The organism is Streptomyces morookaense, assembly GCF_013030945.1.
GTDB classification, from domain to species: Bacteria; Actinomycetota; Actinomycetes; order Streptomycetales; family Streptomycetaceae; genus Streptomyces; species Streptomyces morookaensis.
Window position 1 is genome coordinate 75,374 of record NZ_JABBXF010000043.1, and the last position, 20,876, is coordinate 96,249.

Consider the following 20,876-nt stretch of genomic DNA (forward strand, 5'->3'; position numbering starts at 1 on the left):
GCGGCGTGCATGGGTCACGGCGTACGGGCCGGGGATGCTGCGCCTGCCTCCTTCGGCGGTCGGGGGGTGGTGATGCGGCGGCTTGTGCGGGAGACCGTGGCGATGGCGTCGGACAGCCGGTCGAGCACGGCGTCCGCCTGTTCGTCGGTGATGGTCAGGGGCGGCATGAGGCGGATCTCGCAGGAGCGCCGGCCGGTCAGTTGGACGATCAGCCCGCGGCGCAGACATTCCTGTTGCACCGTGACGGCCTGTGCGAGTGCGGCTGAGCGGCCGGACGCATCGTCGGGTGCGTCCGGATCCGTCCAGGTGACGCCGATCATCAGTCCTCGTCCGCGGACGTCCTGCACGCATCCGTACGCGCGCGTCAGTGGGCGCAGTCCGTTCAGCATGCGCTCGCCGAGCACGGCAGCCCGCTCGGCCAGACCGTTGTCCCTGACGTACCGCATCGTGGCCGTGCCCGCGGCCATGGCGAGCTGGTTGCCCCGGAACGGACCTGACGGGTCTGCGGGTTGTCCGGCGCCGAGGCTGTCGTGGTGGACGACGACGGCGAGCGGGAGGCTGCCGCCGATGGCCTTGGACAGCACCATCACGTCGGGGACGATCCCGCTGTGCCCGACGGCCCAGAAGGTTCCGGTGCGGCCGACCCCGGTCTCGGTCTCGTCGGCGACGAGCGGGAGGGAGCAGGCGGTGGCGTCCGCCCGTACCCTGCGCAGCCAGTCGTCCGGCGCGGGATGGACGCCGTCCCCGCTCCGGACGGCTTCGACGAGGAGCCCCGCAGGCTCCGCTCCGCCGAGTGCGGTGGCGTCGTACGGGCTTCCCGGTCGGCGGGCCGCGAGCGGCCCGTCCCGCCCTGTTGCGGCCCGCACGAGCCGGGCCGCGGTGTCGAGGGCGTCGTTGCCGCCCGGTCCGCAGAACAGGATCCTGCCGGACTCCGCCAGACCGCGCGGCAGGGTGGTGAACAGTTCGCCGGTGAAGGCGTCCTGGACGGGGGTGGCCAGGCCGGGGGCGTGGAGCGGGGCGCCCGAGTCGAGCACGGAGCGGATGGCTTCGAGGACCACGGGGTGGTTGTGGCCGAGCGCCAGGCCGCCCGCTCCCGAGAGGCAGTCGAGGTAACGGCGGCCGTCCGCCCCTTCGATCGTCAGTCCGCGGGCCCGCACCGGCACGACGGGCAGCGAGCGGGCGTACGTACGGGCGGCAGGCGGCGCGGACGACGGCGCCTCGGACGGCACCACAGACGGTAGCTGGGTCAAGGCCACGGCTCCGGGTCCTCTCTTCCGCCGCTGGTCTCCGGCCGACTGTCCCCCGTGCGTACCAACGACGCCGCGCGCTGCGGATCACGGCTCGGGCACAAGATCCTTCGAACCGGAACCGGGGACCCGGCAACACCCGTCTCCCACGGCACCGGCATAGTAGGGCTCTGCCCTTCACCGGGTTTTCGCATGACAAGTTCACATCAAATGCACGCATTCAGCGGGCATTCGCAACAAGACGCAACAGATGACTCAGGGGGACCCAACTCCATGCCATCGAACCGCCGGTCGGCCCTGGCCGCGGCCGCACTCACCGCTGCACTGGCGCTGACCGCCACCGCCTGCGGCCCGTCCGACGACAAGGCCGCGGGCAGCGACAACCCCAGCGCGGCGGCGAGCCAGAAGGGTGACGACAGCGCCCAGCTGCCCAAGGGTCTCCCCACCTCCGCCGCGGACATCCAGAAGTGGAAGAAGAAGTGGCAGGACGGAGCCTGGAAGAACTGGGACAAGGACCAGTGGCTGCGTGAGGCCCGGGACTTCATCAACCCCGTCATCAAGGGCCACTGGAAGCCCGACACGATGAAGGACGCCCGCTCCAGCGACAAGACACTGGCCAAGCAGAGCGCCCCGGGCACCGTCCCCGGGTCCTCCGGCGACCAGGGCGTCACCGACCCCGAGCCGGCTCCGGTCCAGGCCAAGTCCGTCGACCTGCCGTATCACAACAACGCGGCACCGGTCGGCAAGGTGTTCTTCGACAGCCCCGAGGGCCACATGGTCTGCTCGGGCACGGTCGTCAAGGACCCGGCGCACCCCGGCAAGTCCAACCTGGTGTGGACCGCGGGCCACTGCGTGCACGCAGGCCAGAAGGGCGGCTGGTACCGCAACATCGCCTTCGTGCCGTCCTACAACGACAAGGGCCTCCCGGGCGCACAGGTCAACAGCGCCCCGGTGCAGGACGTCGCCCCGTACGGCGTGTACTGGGCCGACTGGGCCCAGACCTCCTCGCAGTGGATCAGCCAGGGCGCCGAGACCGGCGGCGCGGGCGCCCCGTACGACTTCTCCGTGCTGCACGTGAAGCCCGAGGCAGGCTCCGGCAAGTCCCTCGAGGAGACGGTCGGCAACGCCCTGACCGTCGACTTCGACGTCCCGCAGGTGAAGTCGGTCCAGAGCATGGGCGCCTGGGGCTACCCGGCCGCTCCGCCCTTCGACGGTCAGAAGATGTACGACTGCGTCGACCGTCCCGGCCGGCTGAGCCTCGACCCGGCGCAGCCGACGATGTACCGCATCGGCTGCACGATGACCGGCGGTTCGTCCGGCGGCGGCTGGTTCACCCAGGGCCCGGACGGCAAGGCGGTGCTGGTCTCCAACACCTCGATCGGTCCGGCCAACAGCACCTGGCTGGCGGGCCCGCACCTGGGCCCCGAGGCGAAGGGCGTCTACAACGCCATCAGCCAGAAGTTCTCCAACCAGTAGTCACCCGCGGGTGAGCCGAAGCAGGTGACATGAAGGAGGGGCACCCCGACCGCGTCGGGGTGCCCCTCCTTTTCCGTCGGTCCGCTCAGGAACGGGCCGCCGGGACGTACTGCTGGAGCTCTGCCGCGAGCTCCTCGTGCACCCGTGCCTTGAGCAGGGTGCCCTCCGCCGTGTGCTCCTCGGAGAGCACCTCGCCGTCGGCGTGGGCCCGGGCGACCAGGGCGCCGCGGGTGTACGGCACGAGCGCCTCGATCTCGACGGCGGGCCGGGGCAGCTCGGAGTCGATCAGTGCGAGCAGTTCCGGGATGCCCGCGCCCGTCCGCGCCGACACCGCGATCGAGTGCTTCTCGATGCGCAGCAGCCGCTGCAGGACGAGCGGGTCGGCCGCATCCGCCTTGTTGATCACGACGATCTCGGGCACGTCCAGCGCGCCGACGTCGCGGATGACCTCGCGCACGGCGGCCAGCTGCTCCTCCGGCGCGGGGTGCGAGCCGTCCACCACGTGCAGGATCAGGTCGGAGTCGCCGACCTCCTCCATGGTGGAGCGGAACGCCTCGACGAGGTGGTGCGGCAGGTGCCGGACGAATCCGACGGTGTCCGCGAGGGTGTACAGCCGCCCGCTGGGCGTCTCGGCCCGGCGCACGGTCGGGTCCAGGGTGGCGAACAGGGCGTTCTCCACCAGCACGCCCGCACCGGTGAGGCGGTTGAGCAGCGAGGACTTTCCGGCGTTGGTGTACCCGGCGATGGCGACGGACGGAACCTTGTTCCGCCGGCGCTCCTGGCGCTTGATGTCGCGGCCGGTCTTCATCTCCGCGATCTCCCGGCGCATCTTCGCCATCTTCTCGCGGATCCGCCGCCGGTCCGTCTCGATCTTGGTCTCACCGGGACCACGGGTGGCCATGCCGCCGCCGGACGAGCCGGAGCCGCCACCGCCCATCTGCCGGGAGAGCGACTGACCCCAGCCGCGCAGCCGCGGCAGCATGTACTGCATCTGCGCCAGGGACACCTGCGCCTTGCCCTCACGGGACTTGGCGTGCTGGGCGAAGATGTCGAGGATCAGGGCGGTGCGGTCGACCACCTTGACCTTGACGACGTCCTCGAGGTGGATGAGCTGGCCGGGGCTGAGCTCACCGTCGCAGACGACGGTGTCGGCGCCCGACTCGAGGACGATGTCCCGCAGCTCCTGCGCCTTGCCGGAGCCGATGTAGGTGGCCGGGTCCGGCTTGTCGCGGCGCTGGACGACACCGTCCAGGACGAGCGCGCCCGCGGTCTCCGCGAGGGCGGCGAGCTCGGCGAGGGAGTTCTCGGCGTCCTGGACCGTGCCCGACGTCCAGACGCCGACCAGCACCACGCGCTCCAGGCGCAGCTGCCGGTACTCGACCTCGGTGACGTCCTCCAGCTCGGTGGAGAGGCCTGCTACACGGCGCAGCGCCGCACGCTCGGAGCGGTCGTACTGGTCGCCGTCGCGCTCCCCGTCGATCTCGTGGCTCCAGGCGACGTCCTCTTCCATCAGGGCGTCGGCCCGAAGGCTCTCCGGGAGGCTCTGCCGGTCCTGCCGGTCCTGGGGAAGGGAAGAAGAGGAGGTCATTTGATCCTTACGTGATGATCGGTGGCTGCCCCCGGAGGGGGCTCTCGGCATCATCGACAACGCCCGGTGCACCCCGGAGATTCCCGGGGCCGGCGGCCTCGCCGACCCGTCGATGGTCCCATGGGCGCCGCCGGACCGTCACGCGAGTTTCGGGGTGGCCGCCTTCCAGTCCGGATGGCCGGGCATGGCCGGCGTCCGCTGCCCGTACAGCCAGGTGTTCAGGAAGGCCGCCTGGTCATGGCCGGAGACCTCGGTGGCGAGGGCGGCGAAGTCGGCGGTCGAGGCCGTGCCGTCGGCGTGCCGGGTGACCCACTCGTGTTCGAGCCGCTCGAAGGCGGGGGCGCCGATCCGCTGACGGAGGGCGTAGAGCACCAGGGCGCCGCCGTCGTAGACGTTCGGCCGGAAGATGCCCTCCTTGCTGCCCCGGACGGGCGGCCGGGGAACGGCGACCGGCCCCCCTTCGACCCGCCACTGGTCGGAGAGCTGGTAGGCGACGCGCATCCGGTCCTCCAGCTTCGTACCGCCCCGCTCCTCGGCGTACAGCGCCTCGTACCAGGTGGCGTGGCCCTCGTTCAGCCAGAGGTCGGACCAGGTGCGCGGGCTGACGCTGTCGCCGAACCAGTGGTGGGCCAGCTCGTGCACCATGATCGATTCGAGGTACCAGGGCGGGATGCCGGCCCGGCTGAACATGCCGCTCTCGAAGAGGGAGAGGGTCTGCGTCTCCAGCTCGAACCCGGTGGAGGCGTCGGCGACCAGCAGCCCGTAGTTCTCGAAGGGGTACGGGCCCGCCTTCCGCTCCATCCAGACGATCTGGTCCGGCGTCTTCGCCAGCCAGGGTTCCAGCGTCCCGGCGCCCTCGGCCGGTACGACGTCCCGGACGGGCAGCCCGTGCGGTCCGGTGCGCTGGGGGACGGCGTAGTGCCCGATGGAGATCTGTGCGAGCTCGGTGGCCATGGGGTGGACGGTGCGGTACGTCCATGTCGTGCGGTCGCCCTGTGTGGTGCGGCCGGCGGCCAGCCCGTTGGCCACCACGGTCAGGTCCTTCGGGGCGGTGACGTGGAAGGTGAACAGCGCCTTGTCGGACGGATGGTCGTTGCCGGGGAAGACCCGGTGGGCCCCGTCGGGCTGGTTGGCCATCACGAGCCCGTCGGTCGTGGGCACCCACCCCGCTTCGGTGTTGCCGCGCGGATCGCTGGTGTGGTGCACGGTGACGGTGAACGTCGCGCCCTGCGGCACCGCGCGGGCCGGGGCGACGACCACGTCCTCCTGGACGGGGGCGAAGGCCGCGGGCGCGCCGTCGACCTGGACCGAACGGACCGTGCCGTGGGTGAAGTCGAGGTTGAAGCGGCCCAGCGGTGCGGTCGCCTTGGCGACGATCGTCGTGACCGCGTCGAGCGGCTGGTCCTTGGCCCGGTAGTCGAAGGAGAGGTCGTACGAGGTGACGTCGTAGCCGGGGTTGCCGAGGTTCGGGAACAGCCGGTCGTCGACCCCCACCGCCGCCACGGCCGGCGGGTCGACCGCCCCGAGCAGGAAGGCGGCAGCGACGACGAGGGCGACGGAACGGCGGCGCAACCGCCGGCGCCGCCGGGAGGGCGTCCCGGGTGAGTGCGGCATGCGTCCACGGCTACCAGCGCACGCTCACCGCACGGCGGCGCCACGACGCCGCCACACCCATATGAGCGTCTCAAACGGTCGTATGACGATTCGTCGACTCGTGGGAAGGTGTGCGAAGGGCGGTCGCCCCCCCGGTCTCCGGGTCACAACGGTGCTGTGGCCACCGTCCGTCCGGCCCGTTCCACGTCGTAGACACCCGGCACCCGCTTCATCGCACGCATCAGCTCGGGCAGTTGGGCGGCGTCCGGCAGCTGGAGGGTGTAGGTGTGCCGCACGCGCTGCTCGTGCGGCGGCTCGACGGCGGCCGAGATGACGGCTGCGCCTTCAGCCGCGATCACCTCGGTCAGGTCGGCGAGCAGATGCGGCCTGCTGAACGATTCGGCCCGCAGGGTGACCCGGTAGTCGCCGCCGCCCTCGCCGTCCGAAGTGCGCCACTGCACGGTCACCTGTTCACGCCCCGAGGTGACCATCCGGGCCACTGCAGGGCACTCCACACGGTGCACCGTCACCGCACCGCCGCGCACGGCGAAGCCGGTCACCTCGTCCGGTGGCACAGGCGTACAGCAGCCCGCGAGGCGCACACTCGCAGCCGCCAGGGCCGCGCCTTCGGCGACGACGGCGACCGGCCTGCGGGCCGCGGGGGCGACGGCGCGCGGAGCGGGCTTCGGGGGTGCGGGCGGGGCCGGGGGTGCTGCCGGGTCGGGCAGCGGGTGGGTGGCGAGCCAGCCTCCGATGGCGATACGGGCCGCCGGGGTGCGGGCGTGCTCGAGCCAGTCGGGGGCGGGGCCGGAGGAGGCGTCCCGGGACATCAGCAGGTGCAGGGTGTCGCCGTCGTGCAGGACCGTGCTCAGTGTCGCCAGGCGGCCGTTGACGCGGGCGCCGATGCAGCCGTGCGCGGCGTCGCCGTGCTGCACGTAGGCCGCGTCGATGCAGCTCGACCCGGCCGGGAGGCCGATCGTGCCGCCGTCGGCGCGGAAGACGGTGATCTCGCGGTCCTGGGCCAGCTCGTCGCGCAGGGAGGACCAGAAGGTGTCGGGGTCGGGAGTGGCACGCTGCCACTCCAGCAGGCGGGACAGCCAGCCGGGGCGCGTGGGGTCGGCGCGTTCGCCGTCGGCCGCGTCGGGCGCCTCGGGGGCCGCGTAGGGGTTGCCCAGGGCGACGACGCCGGCCTCGGCGACGCGGTGCATCTGGTGCGTGCGGATGAGGACTTCGGCCGCCTCGCCGCCCTCGCCCGCCACCGCCGTGTGCAGCGACTGATAGAGGTTGAACTTGGGCGCGGCGATGAAGTCCTTGAACTCCGAGATGAACGGCGTGAAGCACGTGTGCAGTTCACCGAGGACGGCGTAGCAGTCGGCGTCCTCGGCGACGAGGACGAGCAGCCGCCCCAGATCGGACCCGGTCAGCTTCCCCCGCTTCAGGCGCACCCGGTGCACGGAGACGAAATGACGGCGGCGGACGACGACTTCGGCACTGATGCCCGCCTCGCGCAGGACGGCCCGTACGCTCCCCGCCGTCGCCTCCAGCGGGTCCGGGCGGCCCGCATGGGCGAGGACGAGCTCGCGGGTCCGGGTGTACTCCTCGGGGTGCAGGATCGCGAAGACCAGGTCCTCCAGCTCCGTCTTGAGCGCCTGCACGCCCAGCCGCTCGGCCAGCGGGATCAGCACGTCGCGGGTGACCTTGGCGATACGGGCCTGCTTCTCGGGGCGCATCACACCGAGGGTGCGCATGTTGTGCAGCCGGTCGGCGAGTTTGATGGACATCACGCGGACGTCGTTGCCGGTGGCGACGAGCATCTTGCGGAAGGTCTCGGGCTCGGCGGCGGCACCGTAGTCGACCTTCTCCAGCTTGGTGACGCCGTCGACCAGGAAGCGGACCTCCTCGCCGAACTGCTCCCGCACCTGATCGAGCGTCACCTCGGTGTCCTCGACGGTGTCGTGCAGCAGGGAGGCCGTCAACGTCGTCGTCTCGGCGCCCAGTTCGGCCAGGATGAGGGTGACCGCGAGGGGGTGGGTGATGTACGGCTCGCCGCTCTTGCGGGTCTGGCCGCGGTGGGAGGACTCGGCCAGGACGTATGCGCGCCGCAGGATGTCGAGGTCGGCGCCGGGGTGGTGGCTGCGGTGGACCTTGGCGACGTGGTCGATGGCGTCGGGGAGCCGGCCACGGGCCCCGGAGCCGCTCAGCGCGGCGCGCCCGAGCCGTCTCAGGTCGATGCGGCGGCCGCGCCTGCGGCCGGGATCACCTGGGTTCGTGGCCTCTGCGCTCATGGGCACCTCCGGCAGCGTCGACCGGCGGTCGGCTGGCGCCTCCGGACCGGTGCTTGATGCTACCGAGCCCATCACGCACCGCTGACCCGCTCTCGCCCAGAGTGAAACGGATCACCCATTCGAGGGAGTTCGGCACCGGAACCCGGTGCCGGGGCGCCGTTCGTGCAGGAGCGTCAGCCGACGGCCGGCAGCCGGGAGGCGTCGAACACGCCCTCCGCGACGATCACCGCGGGGCCCGTCATCTCGACCGTGCCGTCCGGGCCCTCGCTGATGACCAGGCGCCCGCCGGGCACGTCCACCGTGTACGTCACCGGGATGCCGGTGACCGCCGGATCGGCGCCGTCCCTGCGGGCCGCCGCGACCATCACCGCGCAGGCGCCGGTGCCGCAGGAGCGGGTCTCGCCGGAGCCGCGTTCGTGGACGCGCAGGGCGACGTGGCGGGGGCCGCGGTCGACGACGAACTCCACGTTGGTGCCGTCCGGGTAGGCGACGGCCGGGGCGACGGCGGGGGCGGTGTACAGGTTCCCCGCGTCGGCGAGGTCGCCGACGAAGGCGACGGCGTGCGGATTGCCCATGTTGACATTGCGCGCGGGCCAGCTGCGCTCGCCGACGGTGACGGTGACCTCGCCCTCGGGCAGCACCGCGCGGCCCATGGCGACGGTGACGTCGCCCGGCTCGCCGCCGGGGCCCGGCTTGGCTATGTGGGCCCGCCGGACGCCGGCGCGGGTCGCGATCGCGAGGTCGCCCGCCTCCGCGAGGCCTGCGTGCTCCAGGTAGCGGGCGAAGACGCGGACGCCGTTGCCGCACATCTCGGCGATGCTGCCGTCGCTGTTGCGGTAGTCCATGAACCACTCGGCCTCGTCGGCCATCGCGCGCGCCTCGGGGTGCGCGGCGGACCGGACGACCCGCAGGACGCCGTCGGCGCCGATGCCGGCGCGGCGGTCGCACAGCCGGGCGACGTCGGCCGGGGGCAGCTCGATGCGGCCCTCGTGGTCGGGGACGATCACGAAGTCGTTCTCGGTGCCATGGCCCTTGAGGAAGGCGATCTGCGCAGTGCTCACCCTTAGATGGTACGAGGCGCCTGTGACAGCCCCCGCGGCCGGGCGGTCAGCGCAGGCGGGCCACCCGCCAGACGGCGAGCACGACCATGACGGCCACCATGACCGTGTACATGGCCACGTACCGCCAGTCCGGCCGGCGGCCGGAGCCGCGCGGCGGCAGCCCGGGCCAGGTGTAGCCCACACGGCGCGCGGCCATCACGCCCCAGCCCGCGGCGCAGCAGCTGAGGAGCAGGCCGAGCATGGCGACGACGGGGCCGCCGTCGCCGAACTCGAAGGCCAGCGGGAAGGCGAACATCAGAGAGCCGACGGCGGCGAGCACGACGATCGGTGCGAGCTGCCACAGGCGCAGCCTGCGCTGGGGGCGCAGCTCGCGGAACGACGCGGGCACCGTGCTCTCCGGCGCGCTGCCGGGCACGTCCTCCGGTCCGTCCGGCGTCAGCGCTTCCGGCTCTCCCCCGGCCACCGGGGGATGCCCCGTGCGCTGCGGTTGCTGCGGTCTGTCGCGAGGGCCGGCCTCCATCGCCACGCGCCCTCCCAGACTCGGACTTCACGGCTCGATCGAAGCTTGATGATGGCACGCCCGGACGGTCCGTCATGTCGCCCGGAGCGTCCCGATGCCATCACGTGATCAGGCTGTAATCGCCCGTTCGACCAACGCCAGCGCTTCCTGCGGGAGTTCCGCGCGCCGGTCGGCGGCGCCGCTCAGCCACTGGACCCGACTGTCCCTGCGGAACCACGAGTCCTGGCGGCGCGCGAACCTCTTGGTGGCGCGCACGGTCTCGGCGCGCGCCTCGTCCTCGGTGCACTCCCCCGCGAGGAACGCGAGCACCTGCTGGTAGCCGAGCGCGCGGGAGGCCGTGAGTCCCTCCCGGAGTCCCACGTGCTCCAGCGCCCGCACCTCGTCCACGAGGCCGGCCTCCCACATGCGGTCCACCCGCAGCGTGATGCGCTCGTCCAGCTCGGGACGCTCGACGTCGACACCGATCTGCACGGCGTCGTACACGGGCCGCTCCCCCGGCAGGTTCGCGGTGAAGGGCCGGCCGGTGATCTCGATGACCTCCAGGGCGCGCACGATGCGCCGGCCGTTGCCGGGCAGGATCGCGCGGGCGGCGTCCGGGTCGGCGGCGGCCAGCCGGGCATGCAGGGCGCCGGGGCCGAGCTCCGCCAGCTCGCCCTCCAGCCGGGCCCGGACGGCCGGGTCGGTGCCGGGGAACTCGAGGGCGTCGATGGTGCCCTTGATGTAGAGGCCCGAGCCGCCGACGAGCACGGGGGTGCGCCCCTCGGCGAGCAGCCGGTCGATCTCCGCGCGGGCCAGGCGCTGGTACTCGGCGACGCTGGCCGTCTCCGTGACGTCCCAGATGTCGAGCAGGCGGTGCGGCACCCCCTGCCGCTCGGCCTCGGTGAGTTTGGCGGTGCCGATGTCCATGCCGCGGTAGAGCTGCATGGAGTCGGCGTTGACGACCTCGCCGCCGAAGTGCTGGGCCAGGGCCACGCCGAGATCGGACTTGCCGGCCGCCGTGGGGCCGACGACGGCGATGATCCGGGGTGCGGGAGCTGCGCTTTTCACCGGTTCAGTGTCCCAAACCTCGGGAGTGCCCCACGAACGAGCGACGTGACGCGACGTCGATGGCCTCGTTGCCTGTTGCGAGGTTCCGAGAGCCGGTTCACGGACCGGTGTCCGGGAGCGGCGCAATGAGGCGCACCGGACGGCGCGGGATTTCGCTCACACCAGTAAGGTTATGGAGTAGATATGGGCGTGTTTTCAAGGTTTCGCCGCAAGTCGTCCTCGGCGTCAACGGAAGAGGCCGCGGCTGCCACTCTGACGGCGGAATCCGCCGACGCCGCCGAGACGGCCGAAGCGGAGCCGGAGGAGGCAGCCCCGGAGCAGGCAGCTGAAGCCGAGGACGGCGCCGAGGACGCGGCTGCCGAGGGAGTCGAGATCCCCAAGCAGCAGTCCGCGGAGCAGGCGGCCGACAGCGAGGCCGGGGAGAGCGCCCGCAAATGACGGCTTGAACGAGGAAAGACGAGGACGGTTCCCATGGGTCTGTTGGACGATCTCAAGGCCAGGCTCGGCCCGTTGAAGGGCAAGGCGGCAGACCTCGCGCAGCAGCACGGGGACAAGATCGAGCAGGGGCTGGAGAAGGCCGCCAAGGTGGTCGACGAGAAGACCAAGGGCAAGTACAGCAGCCAGATCGAGACCGGCACGGGCAAGGCCAAGGACGCTCTCGGCAAGCTCGCCGAGGGCGGCGAGAAGGGCGGCGGTACGGGCTCCGGAACCTCCTGAGACCTCGTCGGCGGACGGCCGTGGAGCGGGCGCTCCGCGGCCGTCGCCATGTCCGCCGTCAGGACCAGGCGGCCACCAGATAGCCCACGCCGTAGGGCGCCTCGTCGTGGAGCAGCTCGCCGTGCAGTCCGGCGCCCTCGGCCGCCCCTGCGAGCACCTGCCAGGGGGCGCGTCCGGCCGCCTGGAGTTCGCCGGCCAGCCGGGCGTCCAGGGCGGCCAGTGCGGCGGTGTCGGCGGCTCCCAGGGCCCGCGCCGCCTCCGCGTCGAAGGGCTGGGCGCGTTCGTCGAGATAGCCGGGGGCCTTCAGGCTCCGGCAGGCGCTGCCGTCGCCCATCACCAGCAGGGCCGTGCGCGCCGCGCCGTCGGCCAGCTCGCGGCCCCGCTTCAGGCAGTGCCCGGGGTCCAGCGACTCCTCGACCCCCAGGCCCTCGACGGGCGCGGCGGACCAGCCGGTGCGTCCCAGCAGCCAGGCGGCCACGGCCAGGGACACCGGCAGTTCGCGCTCGCCGACCGGTCCGCCGGCCCCGAGTTGCACCTGCACGTCCACGCCGAAGCCGCGGAACGAGCCGACCGCGCCCTGCGGGTGCGTGCCGGGCCCTGCCGGCCCGGCGGAGCCCACGACGACCAGCCGGTCGGGCCGGGCCGCGGCGAGCACGGCCACGGCGTCGAGACAGGCGGCCCGCAGCCCGTCCAACTCGGCCGCGGCACCGGCGGCGACCTCCGGGACGAGCAACGGCGGACAGGGGCACACGGCAGCGGCGACGAGCATGCCGGGAACGATACGCCCCGCCGCCCGGGCGCCGCGGGCGCGGGCCGGGTGACGGGGCGGAATCCGCCGGAGCGGGTCAGTCGCAGCCGCAGCCCGCGGAGGCCGGGGCCGGGGAGGGAGCAGGGGCGCCGATGGCCGGGATGCCCAGCATCACGCCCTTGGGCTTGGCGGCCTCCGCGGCGTTGCGCTTCTCCCACGCGTCGCCCGCGCGCGTGCGGCGCACGGCCTTGGCGGGGCCTTCGGCGAGCAGGTGGTGCGGCGCGGCGTAGGTGATCTCGACGGTGACGACGTCGCCGGGGCGGACCGGCTCGGCGGGCTTGGCGAAGTGCACGAGGCGGTTGTCGGCGGCCCGGCCGGACAGCCGCTGCGTGGCGTCGTCCTTGCGGCCCTCGCCCTCGGCGACCATGACCTCCAGCGTGCGGCCGACCTGCTTCTTGTTCTCCTCCCAGGAGATCTCCTCCTGGAGGGCCACCAGACGCTCGTAGCGCGCCTGCACGACCTCCTTGGGGATCTGGCCGTCCATCTCGGCGGCCGGCGTGCCGGGGCGCTTGGAGTACTGGAAGGTGAAGGCCTGCGCGAAGCGGGCCTCGCGCACGACGTGCATGGTCTGCTCGAAGTCCTCCTCGGTCTCGCCGGGGAAGCCCACGATGATGTCGGTGGAGATGGCGGCGTCCGGCATGGCGGCGCGCACCTTCTCGATGATGCCGAGGAAGCGCTCCTGGCGGTACGAGCGGCGCATCGCCTTGAGCACGGTGTCCGAGCCGGACTGCAGCGGCATGTGCAGCTGCGGCATCACGTTCGGCGTCTCGGCCATGGCGGCGATCACGTCGTCGGTGAAGTCGCGCGGGTGCGGCGAGGTGAAGCGGACGCGCTCCAGGCCCTCGATCTTCCCGCAGGCGCGCAGCAGCTTGGAGAACGCCTCGCGGTCACCGATGTCGGAGCCGTAGGCGTTGACGTTCTGGCCGAGCAGGGTGATCTCGCTGACGCCCTCGGCGACGAGCGCCTCGACCTCGGCGAGGATGTCGCCGGGGCGGCGGTCCTTCTCCTTGCCGCGCAGCGCCGGGACGATGCAGAAGGTGCAGGTGTTGTTGCAGCCGACGGAGATGGACACCCAGGCCGCGTACGCGCTCTCGCGCCGCGTGGGCAGCGTCGAGGGGAACGCCTCCAGCGACTCGGCGATCTCGACCTGTGCCTCCTCCTGGACGCGGGCGCGCTCCAGCAGGACGGGCAGCTTGCCGATGTTGTGCGTGCCGAAGACCACGTCGACCCAGGGGGCCCGCTTGACGATGGTGTCGCGGTCCTTCTGGGCGAGGCAGCCGCCGACGGCGATCTGCATGCCGGGCCGCTTCGTCTTCATCGGCGCCAGCCGGCCGAGATTGCCGTACAGCTTGTTGTCGGCGTTCTCCCGCACCGCGCAGGTGTTGAAGACGACGACGTCGGCGTCACCCTCGGCGGTGCCCTCGGGCGCGCGGACGTAGCCCGCATCCTCCAGCAGGCCGGACAGCCGCTCGGAGTCATGGACGTTCATCTGGCACCCGTAGGTGCGCACCTCGTATGTCTTCGCACTCATCTCAATCGACCAGGGTACGTGGTCGGCCGGACAGCTCGCTTCTTCCGTCGGCCCGGACTCTCCCCCGCCTCTCCCCGCTTCTCCGCGGCTCTTCCCGACCGCCGGGCGGGCTGGCAGGATCCGCCCATGGCTCCCCGACCGCCGCATCCGGCCCGGCGCTGCCCGCTGCGGACGGGCGCGGTGGCCGCCGCGGTGCTCGTGCTGCTGGCGTGGTGGCTGCTGCCGTCGGACCGGCGGCCGCTGCCGGGCGGGCGGATCTCCCTTGCGACGGGCGCACCGAGCGGCGTGTACGCGAAGTACGGCACGCTCCTGAAGGAGGACCTGGCACGGGACCTGCCCGATCTGGACGTCGCCATCCGCTACAGCCGGGGCTCGCCCGACAACATCCGGCTGCTCACATCGCGCAGAGCGGACTTCGTCCTGGCCGCATCCGACGCCGTGGCCGCCTACCAGAACGAGCGGCAGCCGGGTGCCGCGCGACTGCGCGCGTGCGCGCGGCTGTACGACGACTACATACACCTCGTGGTCCGCAAGGACTCGCCCGTGCAGTCCGTACGGGACCTGAAGGGGCTGCGCGTCGGGGTGGGGGCGGACGAGTCGGGAGTCCAGCTGATCAGCCGCCGGCTGCTGGCCGCTGCGCGGCTCGGATTCGACAGGGACGTCACACCCGTGCGGGTCGGTCTCGACAAGGCGCCCGCGATGCTGGAGAGCGGCGAGCTGGATGCGTTCTTCTGGTCGGGCGGTCTGCCCACCACCACCATCGGGCAGCTCGGCAGGAGAACGCCCGTCCGGCTGGTCCAACTCGGCGATCTGATCGGCCCACTGCACGCTCAAGGACCTCAGATGCGTTTCTACCGGGCCGCGGTGATGCCGCTGGACGCCTACCCGGAGCTGCACGATGCCGGTCCGGTGAACACCATCGCGGTGGCGAACCTCCTGCTGACCCTGGACAGCACCGACCCGGACCTCACCGAGGGCATCACCCGGACGGTCATCCGAAGCCGTGACCGCATCGGCACGTACGTCCACGCGGCACAGAAAGTGGACCTCCGGACGGCCGTCTTCACCGACCCGGTGCAGCTGCACGCGGGTGCGCGGCGCTACTACGTGTCGGTCAAGCCCTGACGTCCTCCCCCGCCGTGCGGGGCACGGTGATGGTCGCCCGCAGCCCGCAGGGATCGTTCCGGGCGTACGAGAGAGTGGCGCCGCCTGCGGCCAGGAGGGCACGCGAGATGGACAGGCCGAGGCCGGACCCGGAGACGTTCTGGTGACGGCTGCTGCGCCAGAAGCGGTCGCCGATGCGGGCGAGTTCGTCGTCGGCCAGGCCGGGCCCCTCGTCGGCGACGGTGACGGTGACGCGGTCGGCCGCGGCCTCCACGACGACCTCGACGCGGGCCTCCGCGGGCGTGAACTTGAGGGCGTTGTCGACGACCGCGTCGAGCGCGCTGGAGAGGGCCACCGGATCGGCCCAGCCGGTCACGGCGGCGGGTCCGTGGTAGGCGAGTGCGACGCGTTCCCGGTGGGCGACGGAGGTCCAGGCGTCCACCCGGTCGCGGACGAGGCCGGCGATGTCGGTCACCTGAAGATCGGCGGCGGCGTGCTCGGCCAGCGCGAGGTCCAGCAGGTCGTCCAGGACGCGTGCCAGCCGCCGGCCCTCCGTACGCACGGAGGACACCTCGTCGTGGCCCTCGGGAAGGTCCAGTGCCAGCAGGTCGATGCGCAGCAGCAGTGCGGCGAGCGGGTTGCGGAGCTGGTGCGAGGCGTCGGCGACGAACGCGCGCTGCTGTTCGAGGACGTTCTCGACGTTGTCGGCCATCTCGTTGAACGACCGGGCCAGGCGGCGCAGTTCGGGCGGGCCGGAGTCGGCGGCCACCCGGGAGTTCATCCGGCCGGTGGCTATGCCGTGGGCCGCCGCGTCGAGGGTGCGGACGGGACGCAGCACCCACCCGGTGAGCCGGAAGGCCGCCCCGACCGCCACCAGCATGGCCGCGGTCTCGCCGGCCGCGAGCACCAGCCAGCCGTGCAGGATCCGTGAACGCAGCTGCCCCGTGGGCGACTCGGTGACGACGACCGCCACGACGTCACCGTCCCGGATGACGGGCGACGCGACGGTGAGCCGGCTGCGCCGCCAGGGCCAGACCTGCTGCGGATCGTGGCTGCGCCGGCCCGCGAGGGCCTCCTGGAAGGCCTGGCCGCCCTCCCCGGTCGGCGGTACCGACCAGTCGGCGGGGGCGACGGCCATGGCCTTGCTGTTGCGGTAGAAGACACCGGCCCGAATGCCGTAGAGGTCCTGGTAGCGGGCGAGTTCGGCCTGCAGGGTGTGCAGCCGTTCGTCCGCCGCCGCGGCGGGTTCGACGGCGCTGGTGGTGACGAACTGTGCGAGCGCGGCGAAGCGGGCGGTGTCGTCGATGCGGTCGACGACCACCCGTTGCTGCTGCACGGCGGCCATGCCGGCCGCGAGCGGCAGGCCGAGGGCGAGCAGCACGCCTGCCATGAGGACGATGAGCAGCGGCAGAAGTCGGGTGCGCACGGGCGGGTACGGTCCTCACGCCGGGACGACGAGCCGGTAGCCGACGCCCCGGACCGTCTCGATGAGCGCGGGCAGTCCCAGCTTGGAGCGGAGCGAGGCCACGTGTACTTCGAGCGTGCGCCCGGTCCCCTCCCAACTGGTGCGCCACACCTCGCTGATGATCTGCTCGCGCCGGAAGACCACTCCGGGGCGCTGGGCGAGCAGCGCCAGCAGATCGAACTCCTTGCGGGTGAGGGGGACGGTGGTGCCGTTCACGGAGACCCGGCGGGTGGGCACCTCGATGATGACGGGCCCCAGCCGCAGCGCGTTCGGCCCGCCGGGGTCGTGCTGCCCGGCCGGAGGGCTCTCGGCGGGCGGTGTGCGCCGGGCGACGGCGTGGATGCGGGCGAGCAACTCCCCTGTGTCGTAGGGCTTGACCACGTAGTCGTCGGCGCCGAGGTTGAGACCGTGGATCTTCGAGCGGGTGTCCGCCCGGGCCGTGACCATGATGACGGGCATGGCCGTGCGCTTGCGGATCCTGTCGCAGACCTCGAAGCCGTCCTGTCCGGGCAGCCCGAGGTCGAGCAGGACGACCCCGAACGGCGCGCCTGTCGCGGGCAGCAGGGCTTCGAGCGCCTCCTCGCCGCTGCGGGCATGGGTGACGTCGAAGCCGTGCCGGGCGAGGACGGCCGACAGGGCCGCGGCGACATGGTCGTCGTCCTCCACGAGCAGCAGTCTCATCGGCCCTCCGCGCGGCTGGTGCGGCAACACCGAATCCACGCCGATGGATGCCCGGTGCGTCAAGAGGGTTCTGCCCGCGGGGAGCCTTCCGTTATGCACCCGGTACGCCTGTACGGCAGGAGGCCCCGTGTACACACGGTGGCGGGTCGAAGCCGGATCGTTATGCTCAATTTCAGCTCAGATGTAATGACGCTGGTCGTTGCGGCTCATTAGGGTCCTCCCCAACCGAGGAGGACGGAGCGAGGAACGCCGATGAGCGAGGTATCGGTGACCAAGGACGCGGCGCCCGCCGCGGACGCACTGGTCGTCCTGAACAAGGTCAACAAACACTTCGGCGCGCTGCATGTGCTCCAGGACATCGACTTGACCATCGCGCGCGGCGAGGTCGTGGTCGTCATCGGTCCCTCGGGGTCCGGCAAGTCGACGCTGTGCCGGACGATCAACCGGCTGGAGACGACGGACTCGGGCTCCATCACGGTCGACGGGCGGCCGCTGCCGCAGGAGGGGAAGGAACTGGCGCGGCTGCGGGCGGACGTGGGGATGGTCTTCCAGTCGTTCAACCTCTTCGCCCACAAGACCGTTCTGGAGAACGTGACACTGGGGCAGACGAAGGTCCGCAAGAAGGACCGCAAGGAGGCCGAGGCCACTGCCCGGACCCTGCTCGACCGGGTCGGCGTGGGCGGTCAGGCGGACAAGTACCCCGCGCAGCTCTCCGGCGGACAGCAGCAGCGGGTGGCGATCGCCCGCGCGCTGGCCATGGATCCCAAGGTGATGCTCTTCGACGAGCCGACCTCGGCGCTGGACCCGGAGATGATCAACGAGGTGCTGGAGGTCATGCAGCAACTCGCCCGGGACGGCATGACGATGGTGGTCGTCACCCATGAGATGGGCTTCGCACGCTCCGCCGCACACCGGGTGGTCTTCATGGCGGACGGCCGGATCGTCGAGGAAGCGCGGCCGGACCAGTTCTTCAGCAATCCCCGCAGCGACCGGGCCAAGGACTTCCTGTCGAAGATCCTGCACCACTGAACCGCTTCGTCCGAGCCCTCCGACCTTCTGCGGACGGCGCGTTCCAAACCTCCCTTGTGCTTCTCCTCGCTGTGCCTCCCCCGCCGGACCGAAGGCCGGGCAACGCCCGCAGACGCAAAGGAAGTTCTTCATGAAGCTCCGCAATACCGCTGCAGCGGCCGTCGTGGTGCTGGCGCTCGCCGCGTCCGCGACCGCGTGCGGCAAGTCGGGCAGCCCGAACGACAACGGTGACAAGGGCGACAAGGCGTCCGGGGGCGCGTCGGCCCCCGCGGTGCCGACGTATCCGGTGAACACATCGGCCGACGTCAAGGGGTCGCCGGTCTTCGAGAAGATCAAGGGCAAGACCATCACGATCGGCACCAAGGCCGACCAGCCCGGCCTGGGTTACGAGAACCCGGGCACCAAGAAGCGCACCGGCTTCGACGTGGAGATCGCCCGGATGATCGCGGCCGATCTGGGGTTCGACGAGAAGCACATCACCTTCAAGACGGTGCCTTCCGAAGCCCGGGAGACACAGATCGCCAGCGGCGGCGTCGACCTGTACGTCGGCACGTACACGATCAACGACGAGCGCAAGAAGCAGGTCGGCTTCGCCGGCCCGTACTACGTCGCCGGCCAGGACCTGCTCGTGAAGGCCGACAGCTCCGTCAAGGGACCGGAGGACCTGAAGGGCAAGAAGGTCTGCTCGGCGACCGGTTCGACGCCGCTGCAGCGCATCAAGGAGCCCAAGTACGGCGTGGCCGAGGCCAAGGCGCAGCAGGGCTACCAGTTGTGCGTCCAGGACCTCGTCAACGGCACGGTGGACGCGGTCACGACGGACGACGCGATCCTCAAGGGCTACGCGGCCGAGAACAAGGGCGCGCTGAAGGTCGTCGGCAAGCCGTTCTCCAAGGAGCCCTACGGCGTGGGTCTGAAGAAAGACGACGCGGCGCTGCGCGAGGCGGTGAACAAGGCCATCGAGGCACACGAGAAGAACGGCGACTGGAAGAAGGCGTACGACGCCACGCTGGGTCTCTCGGGCACTCAGGCGCCCGCGCCGCCCGCGATCGAGCGGTACTGACCGGCAGGACGCGATTCCCGGAGAGTTGATGTGAACGTTCTGTCGGACAACTTCGCGATGTTCCGCGAAGGGTTTGTCGGCACTGTTGAACTGACAGCGCTCAGTGCGCTGCTGGCCCTGGTGCTGGGCACCCTCGTCGCGGCGTTCCGCGTCTCTCCGGTGCCGGCGCTGCGGGTGTTCGGCACGACGTGGGTGACGCTGCTGCGCAACACCCCGCTGGTGCTGCTCTTCCTCGCCGTCACCCTGGGGCTGCCTGCGCTCGGTCTGAAGGGCTGGGACTCCTTCTGGCTCGCCGTGCTGGCCCTGGGGTGCTACACCTCGGCCTTCATCTGCGAGGCCGTCCGCTCGGGCATCAACGCCGTGCCGGTGGGCCAGGCGGAGGCCGCCCGTTCGATCGGGATGACCTTCGGGCAGACACTGACGCAGATCGTGCTGCCCCAGGCCACCCGTACCGCGATACCCCCCATCGGCAGCCTGCTGATCGCCCTGGCCAAGAACACGGCGATCGCCTCGGGCTTCAACGTCAGCGAGCTCGGTTCCGTGCAGAAGACCCTCAACGCCGCTGCGGGCTACAACATTTACGTGATCTTCCTGTGGATCGCGCTCTGCTACATCATCATCACGTTCACCATCAGCGGCCTGTTCCGGCTGCTGGAGAACCGGCTGGCGGTGGCCCGATGAGCGGCAGCGTCCTGTACGACGTCCCGGGGCCGAAGGCACAGGCACGCAACCGCATCTACGGGATCCTGGCCGCCGTCGTACTGCTCGGCCTGATCGCCTTCGCCGTTCACCGGCTGGACGCCACAGGGCAGTTCCAGGGCGGGCTGTGGAGCGCCTACGAGTACACGGACACCCAGCAGCGCATCGTCGACGGCCTGCTCACCACGCTCAAGACCTTCGCCGTCGCCGCCGCACTCTCCCTCGTCCTGGGCACCGTGCTGGCCACCGCCCGCCTGTCCGACCACAAACCGGTGCGCTGGGCGGCCACCGTGCTCGTGGAGTTCTTCCGGGCGATGCCGCTGCTCATCATGATCTTCCTGCTGTACGCGGCGGTGTTCACGTCGGACCCCATGTGGGCCCTGGTCATCGGCTTGATGCTCTACAACGGCTCCGTACAGGCGGAGATCTTCCGCTCCGGCATCAATGCCGTGCCCCGGGGCCAGAGCGAAGCCGCCTTCGCACTGGGGCTGCGCAAGACCCAGGTGATGACGACCGTGCTCGTCCCCCAGGCCGTCCGCACGATGCTGCCCTCGATCATCAGCCAGCTCGTGGTCACCCTCAAGGACACCTCGCTCGGCTTCATCATCCTGTACGAGGAGCTGCTGTTCGTCGGCAAGTCCTTTGCGCAGCAGACGCCTCCGGTGAACGGTGTCTACGCCTTCATCCCGATGGTCATCGTCTTCGGGTCGATCTACGTACTGCTGTGCCTGGCACTGTCGTCCGTCGCCACGTGGGTCGAACGGCGCACGAAACGCTCGCGCAAGGGCACCCCGCCGCCGCTGGCCGCCACCGGTGCGGTCGTCATGGCCGATCCCGGGCACAGCGCCGCCGCGGGCGACCCCGGCGCCTCCGGCGCGGACGTCCCCAAGGCCGACTGATCCGGCCGCCGCTGACGCCTCGTCGGTTCCTGTGGACCGGCGGGGCGCACGCGTACGGCGCGCCGC

General features: G+C 71.6%; 19 protein-coding genes. 8 read left to right on the forward strand and 11 right to left on the reverse strand.

The window, feature by feature from the left end; all coding sequences use genetic code 11:
- Nucleotides 1-14: 14 nt before the first annotated feature.
- Nucleotides 15-1,256, reverse strand: coding sequence for an aminotransferase class III-fold pyridoxal phosphate-dependent enzyme (locus HG542_RS19470; RefSeq protein WP_229922887.1), 1,242 nt, complete (start codon nucleotides 1,254-1,256; stop codon nucleotides 15-17).
- A gap of 264 nt (nucleotides 1,257-1,520) precedes the next feature.
- Between HG542_RS19470 and HG542_RS19475 the strand changes: the two genes are divergently transcribed.
- Entirely contained in the window at nucleotides 1,521-2,723 is a 1,203-nt protein-coding gene (locus HG542_RS19475; RefSeq protein WP_171083181.1) for a trypsin-like serine peptidase, read from the forward strand.
- 85 nt (nucleotides 2,724-2,808) lie between these two features.
- Here the strand turns inward: HG542_RS19475 and hflX are convergent, their stop codons facing one another.
- The 6 genes from hflX to miaA form a co-directional block, all read right to left on the reverse strand.
- The gene (gene hflX, locus HG542_RS19480) at nucleotides 2,809-4,311 is read right to left on the reverse strand and encodes a GTPase HflX (protein ID WP_171083183.1); all 1,503 of its coding nucleotides are present in this window, start codon (nucleotides 4,309-4,311) and stop codon (nucleotides 2,809-2,811) included.
- 138 nt (nucleotides 4,312-4,449) lie between these two features.
- The gene (locus HG542_RS19485) at nucleotides 4,450-5,925 is read right to left on the reverse strand and encodes a M1 family metallopeptidase (protein ID WP_171083185.1); all 1,476 of its coding nucleotides are present in this window, start codon (nucleotides 5,923-5,925) and stop codon (nucleotides 4,450-4,452) included.
- 143 nt (nucleotides 5,926-6,068) lie between these two features.
- A complete protein-coding gene (locus HG542_RS19490) occupies nucleotides 6,069-8,189 on the reverse strand; it encodes a RelA/SpoT family protein (RefSeq protein WP_171083187.1) in 2,121 nt (706 codons plus the stop codon).
- A gap of 173 nt (nucleotides 8,190-8,362) precedes the next feature.
- Nucleotides 8,363-9,250 carry a diaminopimelate epimerase gene (dapF, locus tag HG542_RS19495; RefSeq protein WP_171083188.1) on the reverse strand — a complete coding sequence of 296 codons (888 nt, stop codon included), beginning with the start codon at nucleotides 9,248-9,250 and terminating at the stop codon, nucleotides 8,363-8,365.
- Between the two features lie 46 nt (nucleotides 9,251-9,296).
- Complete coding sequence (locus HG542_RS19500) at nucleotides 9,297-9,770, reverse strand: hypothetical protein (RefSeq protein WP_171083254.1); 474 nt, start codon at nucleotides 9,768-9,770, stop codon at nucleotides 9,297-9,299.
- A gap of 108 nt (nucleotides 9,771-9,878) precedes the next feature.
- The gene (gene miaA / locus HG542_RS19505; RefSeq protein ID WP_171083190.1) at nucleotides 9,879-10,817 is read right to left on the reverse strand and encodes a tRNA (adenosine(37)-N6)-dimethylallyltransferase MiaA; all 939 of its coding nucleotides are present in this window, start codon (nucleotides 10,815-10,817) and stop codon (nucleotides 9,879-9,881) included.
- Nucleotides 10,818-11,000: 183 nt separating this feature from the next.
- On the opposite strand from miaA, the gene HG542_RS19510 reads away from it, so the two are divergent.
- The gene (locus tag HG542_RS19510) at nucleotides 11,001-11,255 is read left to right on the forward strand and encodes a hypothetical protein (RefSeq protein WP_171083192.1); all 255 of its coding nucleotides are present in this window, start codon (nucleotides 11,001-11,003) and stop codon (nucleotides 11,253-11,255) included.
- 33 nt (nucleotides 11,256-11,288) lie between these two features.
- Nucleotides 11,289-11,534 (forward strand): antitoxin, encoded by a 246-nt coding sequence (locus tag HG542_RS19515; protein ID WP_171083194.1) that lies wholly within the window; start codon nucleotides 11,289-11,291, stop codon nucleotides 11,532-11,534.
- A gap of 58 nt (nucleotides 11,535-11,592) precedes the next feature.
- Here the strand turns inward: HG542_RS19515 and HG542_RS19520 are convergent, their stop codons facing one another.
- Nucleotides 11,593-12,303, reverse strand: coding sequence for a class III extradiol dioxygenase subunit B-like domain-containing protein (locus HG542_RS19520; protein WP_171083196.1), 711 nt, complete (start codon nucleotides 12,301-12,303; stop codon nucleotides 11,593-11,595).
- Nucleotides 12,304-12,379: 76 nt separating this feature from the next.
- The gene (miaB, locus tag HG542_RS19525; protein ID WP_171083198.1) at nucleotides 12,380-13,873 is read right to left on the reverse strand and encodes a tRNA (N6-isopentenyl adenosine(37)-C2)-methylthiotransferase MiaB; all 1,494 of its coding nucleotides are present in this window, start codon (nucleotides 13,871-13,873) and stop codon (nucleotides 12,380-12,382) included.
- 126 nt (nucleotides 13,874-13,999) lie between these two features.
- Between miaB and HG542_RS19530 the strand changes: the two genes are divergently transcribed.
- The gene (locus tag HG542_RS19530) at nucleotides 14,000-14,998 is read left to right on the forward strand and encodes a TAXI family TRAP transporter solute-binding subunit (protein ID WP_171083200.1); all 999 of its coding nucleotides are present in this window, start codon (nucleotides 14,000-14,002) and stop codon (nucleotides 14,996-14,998) included.
- On the opposite strand, the gene HG542_RS19535 is transcribed toward HG542_RS19530, so the two are convergent.
- Nucleotides 14,988-16,403: a sensor histidine kinase gene (locus tag HG542_RS19535; protein WP_171083201.1), complete on the reverse strand. Its 1,416-nt coding sequence runs from the start codon at nucleotides 16,401-16,403 to the stop codon at nucleotides 14,988-14,990. The two genes, HG542_RS19530 and HG542_RS19535, sit on opposite strands and share 11 nt — an antisense overlap.
- Nucleotides 16,404-16,418: 15 nt before the next feature.
- Nucleotides 16,419-17,123, reverse strand: coding sequence for a response regulator transcription factor (locus HG542_RS19540; RefSeq protein WP_171083203.1), 705 nt, complete (start codon nucleotides 17,121-17,123; stop codon nucleotides 16,419-16,421).
- A 252-nt stretch (nucleotides 17,124-17,375) separates the two neighbouring features.
- Between HG542_RS19540 and HG542_RS19545 the strand changes: the two genes are divergently transcribed.
- The 4 genes from HG542_RS19545 (at nucleotide 17,376) to HG542_RS19560 (ending at nucleotide 20,810) form a co-directional block, all read left to right on the forward strand.
- Nucleotides 17,376-18,152: an amino acid ABC transporter ATP-binding protein gene (locus HG542_RS19545; RefSeq protein WP_171083204.1), complete on the forward strand. Its 777-nt coding sequence runs from the start codon at nucleotides 17,376-17,378 to the stop codon at nucleotides 18,150-18,152.
- A gap of 130 nt (nucleotides 18,153-18,282) precedes the next feature.
- Nucleotides 18,283-19,212 (forward strand): glutamate ABC transporter substrate-binding protein, encoded by a 930-nt coding sequence (locus HG542_RS19550; protein WP_171083206.1) that lies wholly within the window; start codon nucleotides 18,283-18,285, stop codon nucleotides 19,210-19,212.
- Between the two features lie 30 nt (nucleotides 19,213-19,242).
- Nucleotides 19,243-19,893: an amino acid ABC transporter permease gene (locus HG542_RS19555; protein ID WP_171083208.1), complete on the forward strand. Its 651-nt coding sequence runs from the start codon at nucleotides 19,243-19,245 to the stop codon at nucleotides 19,891-19,893.
- Nucleotides 19,890-20,810 carry an amino acid ABC transporter permease gene (locus HG542_RS19560; protein WP_171083209.1) on the forward strand — a complete coding sequence of 307 codons (921 nt, stop codon included), beginning with the start codon at nucleotides 19,890-19,892 and terminating at the stop codon, nucleotides 20,808-20,810. Before HG542_RS19555 ends, HG542_RS19560 begins: the two co-directional genes overlap by 4 nt.
- Nucleotides 20,811-20,876 lie beyond the last annotated feature (66 nt).

Bases quoted from the DNA above. Each gene is read 5' to 3' on its own strand.
- HG542_RS19475 (WP_171083181.1), top strand. From the start codon at position 1,521: ATGCCATCGAACCGCCGGTCGGCCCTGGCCGCGGCCGCACTCACCGCT.
- hflX (WP_171083183.1), bottom strand. From the start codon at position 4,311: ATGACCTCCTCTTCTTCCCTTCCCCAGGACCGGCAGGACCGGCAGAGC.
- HG542_RS19485 (WP_171083185.1), bottom strand. From the start codon at position 5,925: ATGCCGCACTCACCCGGGACGCCCTCCCGGCGGCGCCGGCGGTTGCGC.
- HG542_RS19490 (WP_171083187.1), bottom strand. From the start codon at position 8,189: ATGAGCGCAGAGGCCACGAACCCAGGTGATCCCGGCCGCAGGCGCGGC.
- HG542_RS19500 (WP_171083254.1), bottom strand. From the start codon at position 9,770: ATGGAGGCCGGCCCTCGCGACAGACCGCAGCAACCGCAGCGCACGGGG.
- HG542_RS19510 (WP_171083192.1), top strand. From the start codon at position 11,001: ATGGGCGTGTTTTCAAGGTTTCGCCGCAAGTCGTCCTCGGCGTCAACG.
- HG542_RS19515 (WP_171083194.1), top strand. From the start codon at position 11,289: ATGGGTCTGTTGGACGATCTCAAGGCCAGGCTCGGCCCGTTGAAGGGC.
- HG542_RS19520 (WP_171083196.1), bottom strand. From the start codon at position 12,303: ATGCTCGTCGCCGCTGCCGTGTGCCCCTGTCCGCCGTTGCTCGTCCCG.
- miaB (WP_171083198.1), bottom strand. From the start codon at position 13,873: ATGAGTGCGAAGACATACGAGGTGCGCACCTACGGGTGCCAGATGAAC.
- HG542_RS19530 (WP_171083200.1), top strand. From the start codon at position 14,000: ATGGCTCCCCGACCGCCGCATCCGGCCCGGCGCTGCCCGCTGCGGACG.
- HG542_RS19540 (WP_171083203.1), bottom strand. From the start codon at position 17,123: ATGAGACTGCTGCTCGTGGAGGACGACGACCATGTCGCCGCGGCCCTG.
- HG542_RS19545 (WP_171083204.1), top strand. From the start codon at position 17,376: ATGAGCGAGGTATCGGTGACCAAGGACGCGGCGCCCGCCGCGGACGCA.
- HG542_RS19550 (WP_171083206.1), top strand. From the start codon at position 18,283: ATGAAGCTCCGCAATACCGCTGCAGCGGCCGTCGTGGTGCTGGCGCTC.
- HG542_RS19560 (WP_171083209.1), top strand. From the start codon at position 19,890: ATGAGCGGCAGCGTCCTGTACGACGTCCCGGGGCCGAAGGCACAGGCA.